This is a genomic window from Alloyangia pacifica (assembly GCF_900116195.1).
In the GTDB taxonomy this organism is placed as follows: Bacteria; Pseudomonadota; Alphaproteobacteria; order Rhodobacterales; family Rhodobacteraceae; genus Salipiger; species Salipiger pacificus.
In genome coordinates this window covers 100754-112384 of the sequence record NZ_FOZW01000016.1, presented here as the reverse complement: position 1 = coordinate 112384, position 11631 = coordinate 100754, and the positions used below count along the sequence as shown (strand labels likewise).

Genomic DNA, 11631 nt, shown 5'->3' with positions numbered 1-11631 from the left:
GCCGTCGCCGCCCCGGCAACCGTGATGTCCGCCGCGATCACCGCGTCGACCACCGGGTTCACCGTGTCCTCGGGCGCAACCGAGACCTGCTCCAGCGAGAAGGACCGGAAGTCGAGGATGTAGCCGTTGGACGCAGGTGCCCCGTCGAAGGTGAAGCGCAGGGTCTGCTGGCCGGCCCCGAGCACGACATTGGTCGCCGGCGTTGCCGCGAAGACCGTGCCTGTGAACGAGGTCGAGGTGCCGTTGCTGTCTGGCAGCGCGAAGGTAGCCAGCGGCGTGCCGTCCTCGAGCGTCACGGTGACGGTATTGCCGCCGATCGGCGTCTTGGCGTTGATACTCAGCGCGTAGGTGCCGGCCTCGGACACGTCGATGGTGTATTCGACCCATTCGCCGGACTGGATGTAGCCGATGTCATTGGTCGCACCGACCAGTTCCACGTCGGTGTCCGCGCGCAGCGGGTGGCTGCCATCACGTCCAGGATCGTCGTTCCAGGAGATCCCCTGTCCGCCGCTGTCGAAGTTGGCGGCAAGCACGGTGAGGCTCTCGTCCAGCACCGGGGCCGGGCCGGGATAGGCCTCCTGCACCGGTGTCGGGCTGTTGTCGGGATCGAAGAAGTCCGGCGTGCCATCGAGGTCGCTGTCGCTTACCAGCGCGTCGTTCACCCCGTCGCCATTCGCGTCCTCCTCGGCGGAGAGCTCGTAGCCCTGCACGTTGGTGACGATGAACATGTGGTCGTTGTAGTCGAAGTTCGACCCGCCCGGGTAATCCTGGATACCGATATAGGTGCCATCGATGACGTTGCCGCCCGCGTCCTTGGCCTGGAAGAAGCGGATGTAGTGGCCCTCGTTCGGCGGCGTGATGTTGTAGGTGTCATCCGCCACGTTGGCATCGGGATCGCTCCAGGCCGAGAAGGTCGGCTGGCCGTCCACCGTCACCCGCAGACCGAAGGGATCGTCGCGGTCGATGCTCGCCCGCGCCACGCCGGGCTGCGCGCCCGGGCCGGAAATCAGCCCGTCCGGCAGCAGAGTCTGGTACTGGTTGTCGTCCTGCGCGTAGAGCTCGGTCAGCGCGCTGCTCGAGACATCGTGCAGGCTGAGCCGGCTGACCCCCGCGCTGAGATAGGCGGCGATCTGGATCACCTCCACCGGCTTGCTGTCGTCGAGCCGCTGCAGGTAGGGCAGCAGCACCTCGTCGCCCACCGTCTCGACCACGCCGCCGTTGGACAACAGACCCTGCGCCACGTCGGTCGAGTAGCCGAAAGCCTGCACGATCTGCGCCACGCTTGGCTCCTCGCCGCCTTCGGACTGGATCTGCGCGAGGCCGGCCAGGGCGATCTCGCGGACCCCGGCACTGCTGCCGATGGTCAGCGTGCCCTCGTAGGAGGTCGCCTGGTTGTCGTCATTCGGGTCTACCCCGATGAAGGTGACCGTGACCTGCGCCGAGGCTCCCGGCGCGATCACCTGCCCCTCGGTCAGCCCGCTCAGCGTGAAGGCGCCGGTGATCTCGAGATCATCGATGCTCAGATCACTGATGCCATCGTTGGTGATGGTGATCACCGCGCTGTCGCGGAAGGCCTGGTTGCCGTTGGCCGGGTTGTCGATCCGCGAGAACACCAGCCGGTCGTCTGCGGCGGCATCGTCGAGCCCCTCGATGGTGGCGACCGCGCCGTAGTAGACCGGCGCGACCCCCTCGATGATGAACATGTTGTCGTTGTAGTCGTAGTTGATGCCCGTGTAGTCCATCACCCCGAGGAAGACGTTTTCGATGGCGATGCCATCCTCGTCGACCGCCTGGAAGACACGCACGGTGTAGCCGTCGGACACCTCGTTTCCATCCGCGTCGAAGACCTGCCCGTCGCTGACGGTATAGCCCCCTCCCGGATAGCGCGCGTCAAGTTCGGCCTGCGACGGCGAGCCCGACCCGGTTGGGTTCAGGCGCGGATCGGTGGACAGGCCCGCGACCTCGATGCCGAAGAGATCGTTGCCGGCCCAGCCGTCGGGAATGTCCGCCGCGCTGAACACCCGCGTCGCGAAGGAGGTGCTGTTGGACATGGGCAGCAGCGTCTGGTTGTTGCTGCTGATGTGGCTGATGAGGCCGACGTCGGCCCCCTTGTCGCCCGGCGCATGGATCCCCATGCTGGCCCCCGAGGGGCTGTGGAAGGCGGCGATCTGGGTGATGCGCGCCTCGGTCACCCCGTCGGCGAGCCGCCAGTAGGGCGAGAGGATCTCGGTCTCGTCCACCGGAAGGTAGATGTCGTAGAAATCCAGCTCGTCGCTCTCGCCACCGCCGACGTAGGTCAGACCCTCGATCTCGTTGCCGAAGCCGAAGACGTCCCAGACCTCGTTGATGTTCGGTTCCTGCCCGCCCTCGTCGCGCGCCTGCCAGAAGCCCGCAAGGTCGACCCTTGCGACCGGCGTGTCGGCATCATTGGTGCGAATGTCGAGCGCGCCCTTGTAGACGCCGCTGACGCTGCCGCTGCCGGCGGTATAGGCGTCGCGGTCGAACAGCACCTGGACGTTGATCGACTGCCCCGCGGCCAGCGTCAGCCCCTCGAAGATGTCGGGATCGGCCAGCTCGAACGGGCCGGTGATCGTCGCCTCGAGGACCTCCAGCGTCTCGCTGCCGGAGTTCGAGATGGTGACCGTCGCGCTCTCCTTGTAGTCGCGCGGTGAGTCGGCGACCACTGCGGTCGGGTTGTCGATCCAGGAGAAGTGCAGCCGGTTGTCGAAATAGGCCGGGTCGTTGCTCTGGACCTCGATGTCGGCATTGTCGTTGCCCGGTGCAGGACGCACGTCGAGATAGTCGAGCGCGCTGGCCCCGGACTGGTCCGAGATCACCGTCAGCTTGTACTGCACACCGGCGGTCAGCTCGACATAGGCAGAGGTTTCGCCCGCATCGCCCTCGCCCGGGAAGCCGATGTCACCGATCTCGACCGGCTGTGCCCCGTCGGCGCTGAGGTAGACGGTCAGCCCCGCGCCGTCCGGTGCCCCCGCGTTGGCCGCGAGGTCCAGCGCGTAGGTGTCATCCGACGTGACGGTGAAGTAGAACTCCACCTGCGTGGCCCCCAAAGTGCGGGTGGTGTCGTCGGTCGCCTCCAGTTCGATCCGCCCCTCGCCGTCGATCGCGGCATAGGCCGGCACGAAGGTGTCCACCGGCGCCTCCGAGACGCGCAGGTAGTCGATGTTGGCACCATTGGCCTCCGGCACACTCATCGAGATGGTGTTGAGCCCCGCGTTGAGCGAGATCTGCGCGCTCTGCGGCCCCCAGACATCCTCGGCGGCCGAGCTGTTGGGCTCGAAGGGCAGGATGCCCTGATCGACGCCGTTGACAAAGAGCGAGGCCGGACGCGCCGCCTTGGTGGTGGCGAGCGCATAGAGGATGTCCATGCCGTAGATGCCCGCCTCGGTGACCGAGACCGTCCAGGTGATGCTCTGCGTGCCGGTGCCGTCGAAGTCGACGAATTCGCCGCCGCTCTGATTGCGCTCGTCGTTGGTGTCCGAGATGATCACCGCGCCGTCGAGCACAGCGTGTTCGGCCTCGTATTTGGTGTAGGTGACGCCGCCCACGGTCTCGCTGCCGTCATTTGGCGCGGTGGGCACGTTGGCGACCACCGCCACGCTGTCGATGTTGGGCCCGCCATTGCTGGCCAGCTGTTCGATGATCACCGTATTCGGCCCCTCGACGAGGTCGAGGGTGATCTCGAAGTCCTGCCACGTGGCGAAGCTACCGGTGTCGGTCGTGGCAATCTGCACCGTTTGGACACCGGCCTGGATGGCCACCGGCCGCGGGGTTCCCGAGCCGTTCGCCATGCGGAAGGTTAGCGTGTAAGAGCCCGCGCTCGGCGCGTCGTAGACGAAGGAAGCCTTGTCCTCGGCGCCGCCGTTCATGTCGAGATAGCCGGCCCCGGTGTACCCGTCGTTCATCCCGTCGCCGTTGGTGTCGTAGGTGCCGCCCGGATTCTCATGGGTGCTGGGATCGCTCAGCAGGCGGATCAGCGTGCCGTCATCGGTGTCGAGCACGGTGAAGGCGCTGGCGTCGATCAGGTTGCCGCTGGCGCTGTCGCCCGGGGTAAAGGCAGTGCTGGTCGAGGCGCTGTTACCGTCGTCGTCATTGACCGTCAGCACCGCCGAGACCTGCTCGGTCTGGCCGCTGAAGTCGAGGCTGAAACGGTTCTGCGCGTCGAGCGTCACCACCTGCTCGGGGCCGCCGTCGAGGCTGATGGTCAGGCTCTGGATGTCGGGATCGAGCCCGATCACCTGGAACAGCACGTTGGCGGGATCGGCGGCGCTGACCACCAGCAGCGCGAGATTCCCGCCCTCGTCGGCGGTAGTGTCCTCGATCTCGCCCCCCGGCGCCGCGTCGAGCCGGATGATCTGGCTGATGCCGTTGGAGCGATTGAGCGTGAGCATGTAAAGCCGCCCGTCAGCACCCTCGATCACGTCGAGAGGATCGACGTAGTTGATCTCGTTGCCGTCGAGGTCGGTCAGGATGAAGTCCTGCGCCGGGGTGCCGTCCTCGTTGAACAGCACTGCGCGCAGGTTGTCGCCCGAGGAGTACTGGGTGAAGATCACCGCGTTCTGCAGCGAGCTGCCGAAGGCCGCGCTCATGTACTCGATGGCACCATTGGGCGAGCGGTTGTTGCCGAGGTTGTAGGCCCCCTCCAGATCGTAGTCCGGGTCCGGGTCCGTGCCGACGGGATAGTTGCCCACCTGGTTGGGGTCGGTGCCGCTGGTCGGATTGGCGCCGTTCAGGATGAACTTGTCGCGCAGCGGGTTCGGGTGGCCATAATAGCCGTCCTCGACCATGCGGAAGAGGTAGTCGGCCTGCAAACCGACGCCGTTGATGCCCTCGTCCTCGGGGGTCGAGGGATCGTCGGGCACGTTGCCGCCCGCCGCCGAGCCGTTGGTCGGCACGTAGAGGAAGCCGTTGCTGTGCCACACAAGGTCATAGGCGTTGCGATTGCCCTCGGCGAAGATGCTCAGCACCGCGCCGTCGGCAAAAGGATCGTAATAGCGCACGACCAGATCGGAGGAGGCATCCTCGCCGGTGCGCACCTCCGCCACGCCATCGGCGTCGAAGTGCAGGAAGTTGCCGACGTATTCGCCGCTGGTGATCGCGATGCCGCCGTTCTTGAGGTCGTTGTCGTCATCGGCGAAGCGGCGGTTCTGCCCGTCCGCCGGCAGCGGCTCGGTGGAGACGTCGAAACCTCCTTCGGGCGCCTCCCGCGTCGGGTCGATCTCGAGGATCGCCGCATTGAGCAGCCGCTCGGGGCGGAAGCCCCAGGCGCTGTCCGGCTCGCCCATGGCCGAGTTCGACCCCTGCGTCAGATAGAGCAGGTACTGCGGCGCGTCGCCGCCAGGCACGTAGTCGGGGTTCAGCCGGAACTCGAGGCTGTTGGTCACGTGGTCGCCGTTCGAGCGCGGCAGGCCGGTGATGTAGGTCTCGATCGTGGCGTCCTCGAGCGAGCCACCGTCACCGAGCGTGACCTTCGAGATGCGCCCTGAAAAGTCGGGCACCGAGTTGGAGCGACCATTCAGCGGGATCGGGTAGTTGTCGGTGATCCATATGGTGTTCTCGTCCTCGGGATCGAAGGCGATGCCGATGATCCCGCGCCGCTCTTCGCCGACCACAAAATCGCCGAGCGGGGTGTAGACTTCCTTGGTCGCCTGATCGAGCGAGCCGTCGGCATTCACCGCCCAGCGCGTAATCGAACCGGTGATCGAGGTGACATAGAGGAACTGCTTGTCCGGCGACATCTCGATCGAAGTGTAGCTCTCGCCCAGCATCGGGTTGGAGTTCAGCTCGACCGTGTCGTTGAAGGCCACCTCGCGTGCCTCGACCAGCGGCGCCGCGCCGGTGGTGAAGGTGGTGGTGAACTTCTGGAATTCGCGGGTGAGCGCGCTGCTGTCATCATTGTCGCCGCGGTCGCGGAAACCGTCGATGACGACGGTATAGCTGGTGTACGGCTTGAGATCGCTGACCGGGGCGATGGTCACCGAGTCGAAGCCGCCGGTGGTGTTGGCGTTATAGGCGACCTCCTCGCCGGTCAGCGTCTCGTAGAGACGGATCGATCCGTCGCCGAGGCTTTCCAGCAGCACGCCGCCGCGACCGTCCACCACGCTGACGCCCAGCACGATATCCGAGGTCGGGTTGATGTCGGTGGGCAGCGCGCCCGCCTCAATGCCCAGCTCCACCTCGCCCTCGGTCGAGACCGCGCGCGGGTTGATGAAGAAGGCGTAGTCGTCCGGAGCCTCGTTGCCGTCCTCGGGGGTGAGGTCGGGCAGCGCGCGGATCTCGAGATACTGCATCTCGGTGATGTTGCCGCCCTGTGCCGAAAGCGTCAGGTGGCCGTCCTGCACATGCGCCAGCGTGGTCAGCAGTTCGGACTTGAAGGCCGAGGTGCTGGTCCATTCCGTCGCCAGCGCCCCCTCGACGAAGAGCCGGTTGTTGCTGTCGTTGGGGCCGCCGGTGTCGCCGACCGAGACCGTGACCTCGTACCAGCCGTTCTCTAGTTCGATTTCCCAGGCGGTGCGCGTCGGGAAGGAGCCGAGGTCGAAATGCGCGTAGCCGGTGAGACGCGGATCCATGCTGTCGAAGTTGACCGACAGCTTCTCGGTGGGCAGCGATCCGTCATCGGGAAGCGTGCCGTTGCCCGAGCGTTCGTTGATCGCGATATCGGGGAAGCTCGAGCCGGTCGGCGTGTTGGTCGTGCCATCGGCATCGAGCGCCGAGTCCTCGGTGACGAAGCCGTAGGTCAGCCCATTGGACTGCAGCCCGAAGTCGGTGAAATTGCCGACGAGGTAGTCCGGGTCGACCGGCGTGCTGCCATCCTGGAAGTTGATGCGGATGGTCTCGCGCTCTCCCGGCTCCGAGGGCGGCGGCGGCGGCGTCACGTCGTTGAAGATCGTCACGCTATCGATGTTCGGCCCGTTCAGAACGGTGTTGGCCAGCGTCACCGTATTGGCTCCGGCGGCCAGGGTTACCTCGACCTCGATGTCCTCCCAAACATCCCAGTCGGGCGTCATGCCGAAGGGCACGATCACCGTCTGCCCATTGACCTGCAGTTCCATCGGGCGGTCAGGCATGGTGGTCGAGGCATTGGCGTAGCGGAAGCTCATCGTGTAGGTGCCCGCCTCCGGCACGGTCACGTCGAACTGCACCGCGTCACCGATCTGCCCCCCCATGTCGAGATAGCCGGTGCCGGTGTAATTCGACCAGATGCCTTCGGGGCGGTCGACGGTCACCCCTTCGATGTTGCTCGCGTCACGGAATTGGGTGGAGTCGGGGTCGCCCTCGCCGGTGCCGGTGTCGTCGAGAATGAGGATCGAGCCGTCGCGGTTTTCGAGCTGGATGGTGGTCGAGAAAGCCTCGGGCGCATCACCGATGGCGATGGAGGCCGAGGTCTGCGCCGTGTTCCCTGCCCCGTCGGTCACCCGGAAGATCAGGTTCAGCGACGTCTCTGCGGAGAAGGCCGAAAGGTCGAGCGTGACGACATCGCCCGACGGGAACACCGGCGTGAAGCTGCCGCCACCATCGGTGGAAACCTCGAAGAGCGTGATATCCGGGTCGACCCCCGCCAGCAAGAACGCGACCGCGCCGAGCGCCGAGGGATCGACGGTCGGTGCCTCTGGAGCCGCCGCGAGGTCATTGCCCTCGTCGGCGGTGGTGTCGGGCTCGGGAATCGGGCCGGTGCCGGCCTCGGTGATCTCGATGCGGTCGACGTTCGGGCCGGAGTTCGCGCCGGCCGGGATCGCCAGCGAGATGGCATTGTCACCGGCGCCAAGCGTCACGGTGACGGTCTGGAACAGCCAGTGGTCGAAGCCTTCTTCCGGGCCTGTGCCATCGGGATCGGTCGTTACGAAGGGCAGCGAGAGCGCCGCGCCGCCGTTCACCGACAGATCGAGCGGGCGAGCCCCGTTCGAGGCGTAGCGCACGTTGAGGTCGTAGTCGCCGGCAGTGGCGACATTGACGGTGAATGTGATCGCGTCGCCCGGCGTGTCACCGAAGTCGAGATAGCCGTCACCGCTGAAACCGGGGCGCAGCCCGTTGGGCAGGTTCTGGTTCGATTCCGGGTTCTCGGGATCGCGGATCTGCGTGTCGTTGGTATTGGCATCGACGTCGAGGATGGTCAGCGCCGCAAGCGTGTCGTCCTCGGCCTCGATGACAATCGGTTCAAAAACGGAACCGGGATCGTTCACCGTGATGACGAAGGTCTGGGTGCTCTGCTGCCCGGTCTCATCCTCTGCGGTGACCACGACGGAGACCGTGGGCTCGGTACCGAAGTCGAGACTCTGGTTCGGCAGCAACGTCAGCTGGTCGTCGCCGTCGATCTGGAAGCGCGCGTCATCGACGGTGAAGGACACCGCCGTCCCCTCTGGATCGATCGCGGAGACCGTCCCGATGATCGCCCCCGGCACGCCGGAGTCGACGCTCTGGCTGGTGATCTGCGGCACGGAGGGTGCCTCGTCCACATCCCCCACGGTGATCGTGAGCGTGGTGGTGGTGGTCTCGTTCGCCGTATCGGTGGCGGTGATCTCGACATCGACCGTAGGCGTCGTCTCGAAGTCCAGCGCCACGCCGTCCTTGAGCTTGAGCTGGCCGCCCACAACCTCGAAGTCCGAGGCAGGATCGACGCTGAAGGTGATCGCGCTGTCCTCGCCGTCGGGATCGACCGCCGAGAGCGTACCGATCACCGCGCCCGCCGCATTCTCGGCGACGGCGCTGGCGCTGAGCGCAATGGAATTGGGCTGCGTCGCCTCGACCACATCGGTGACGGTGACCGAAATCTGCTGCGGGGTGGTGAGCACCCCGTCGCTGGTGGTCAGCGTCACCTCGTAGATGTTGTCGCCATCCGCATCCCCGGGCGCCTCGAAGTCGGGTGCCGAGACGAAGCTGAGCGTCCCAGTGCCCTCGTCGAACTCGAAAGCCGCGGCATCATCGCCGGTCAGCTCATAGCTCAGCGCATCGCCTTCGCCATCGGTGGCGGTGAGGCCCACCGCGACCTCGGTGGTGTTCTCTGCGATCTCGACCGCGCCCGCGGTCGCGTCGAACTCCGGCGCGCTGTTGACCGGCGGGAAGCTCGGCGTGTCGCCGACGCTGGTGATCGCGATCGCGTCAATGTTGGGGCCGTTGCTGTAGCCCGCCGGGATCGCGAGAGTCAGGCTGTTGTCCCCCGCCTGCAAGGCGATCTGCACCGGCGCGCGCACCACCCAGGTGTCAAAACCGTCGCGTTCGGGGAAACCGATGGGACCGCCAAGCGCATCGGCGCCTCCCACCAGAACCGACACCGGGCGGTCGGTCTGGCCTGCCTCGACCGAGGCGTAGCGGATGTGCAGCTCGTAGAGCCCGGTTTCCGCGACGTTGACCGTCCAGGTGATGGTCTCGTCACCATCGTCTCCGGAGCCACCGAAGTCGGTGTAGCCAAAGCCGCTGTAGCCCACGCGCAGGGCATATTCGTCCTGCGGCAGGTTGCCGGAGCCCTCGCCGGTGGTCGGGTCGTTCTGCACCCGGTGGAAGGTGTCCGCGCCCTCGGGGATCGTGCCCGTCTCGGCCTGCAGGACGATCGGCGCAATGGTCGGAGACGGCAGCTCGGGCTCGACGTCCGTAACGGTGATCGACAGGTCCTGCGTCACGCTGCGCACCCCGTCCGAGACCTCGACCGTCACTTCGAAGATGCCGTCAAGGTTGGCATCGCTCGCCGTCTCGAAATCCGCCGGATCGTTGAGCGTCAGCACACCCGCGGCGTCGATCGAGACCTTGTCGGAATCCGGCCCGCTCAGCGCATAGCTCAGCAGGTCGGGATCGAGGTCGGTCAGCTCCTGATCATCGACGAGGACCTGACCGATCTCGGTGGTGTTCTCGGGCACCTCGTATTGCGCCGCACTGAGGACCTCGGGCGCCGCGAAGCTGACCGCCTGCCCGGGCAGCGCGATCGCCACCGCGTCGATGTTGGGGGCCCCCGCCCCATCGGCCTGCGCGATGATCACCGTGTGGGTGCCGTCTGCAACCTCCACGGTGAAGGTGGCGGTCGCCCATGTGCTCCAGCCGCCGGTCTGGGTGTCGGCGAGCGTCTCGACGACCACGCCATCGACGTTCAGCGAAATCGGCCGCGCCGTCGTGCCCCCATTGGCGTATCGCAGGGTGATGTCATAGCTGCCGGCCGGCGCCTCGAAGGCAAAAGAGACCTTGTCGCCGACACCGCCGTTGAGGTCGATATAGCCGGTGCCGCTGTAATTGTGGCGCAAGCCGAAATCGTCGAACTCGTTGCCGCCCGACTCGGGGCCGGTATTGTCACCCGGATCGGTGAAATCGGCACCACTTTCAGGGTTGCCGTCCACGGTGCGTTTCACCGTACCGGTTCCAGCCGCATCGATGATGTCGATATCCTCGACGCCCAGATAAACCGCCTCGAACGGCGCGATGACGGTGACGGTCACCGCCTGCTGCGTGGTACCGCCCTCGGCATCGGTGGCTGCCACCAGCAGCTCGTAGCTCGATTGCGTGCCCGCAGCTGCGGGCGACAGAAGGGTCAGCGCACCGGTCCCCGCGTCGATCGTGAAGGCCAGCTCATCCGCGCCGCCGACGATCGCGTAGCTCATGCCGTCGCGGGCGGCCGCATCGGTCGAGGTGTCGTTGGCGATGTCCGTGGCCAGCACCGAGCCAGCCTCCGTCGAACCGTCGGCGACAACGAGGCTGGTTTCGCCCACGAAGCTCGGCAGCGAGAAGTTGGGAATTTCGCCGACATCGTGAATCGCGATCGCGTCGATGTTCGGCGCCCCGACGGTTCCGTCCTGGTTGACGATCAGCGTGTGATCGCCGTCGGTATCGAGCGTCACCGTGACCGTGCGGGTCTCCCAGTAGTAGAAGGCGCCGGTATTGGTGTTGGCGATCGTGTAGGTGATGCCGTCCACCGTCAGCGAGATCGGCCGGGCCCCGCTTCCGTTCGCCACTCGCAGCGTAATCTCGTAGGTGCCAGCGACCGCGTTGAAGCTGGTCGAGGCCTGCGCCCCGGTATCACCGCCGTTGATGTCGAGATAGCCCCAGCCGTCCTCGTCGCCGCTGCCGGTGTAGTCGGGCCGCAGCCCGTAAATATCATGCTCGGGCAGCCCGAGGTTCGCGCCGGTCGTCGGGTCGTCGGGATTGTTGACCCCATCGGCTTCCTGGTTCTCGGTGCGCGTCCGAATGAGGTTGGCACCACCGGTTTCCCCCACCAAATCGAGAACGAAATCTTCACCTTGAATATAGATGGTATCAATCGGCATGATCACTCCCCCCAATGCACGACGCGCGAGCCTTGCCCACGACGAAAATTAAACTTGCGCAAATGCGCAAAAAAAGAGCCGCCCCGCCGCAATAAAGCAAAGCGCGCGATGTTACTGGTCAGCCAAGAAGCCACCAGAAATAAGCGGACTGCCTTTCCCGATATCGGGAGTCCGGACAAGGCAAGGGCGCACCGAAAGTTTGAAAGGCGCCGATATGAAGGATGATTTAGGAGGCGGCACGATGAATCCTGGGGCCGCTACACTGGTTCCAAAATTATCCGAATAATTGAAAACACTGAAAATCGCACAGCACAGGCCGCAAGGTGAGGGTTCTCTCACCGCCCAAAATATGAGCGTCATGCGTACCAAA

1 protein-coding gene is annotated in these 11631 nt (G+C 65.6%); it reads right to left on the bottom strand.

The annotated features are described in order from the left end of the window. On the bottom strand, positions 1-11261 hold an 11261-nt coding region (locus BM397_RS25475; protein WP_092567425.1), incomplete at its 3' end, for a carbohydrate-binding protein. Between the last annotated feature and the right edge of the window lie 370 nt (positions 11262-11631).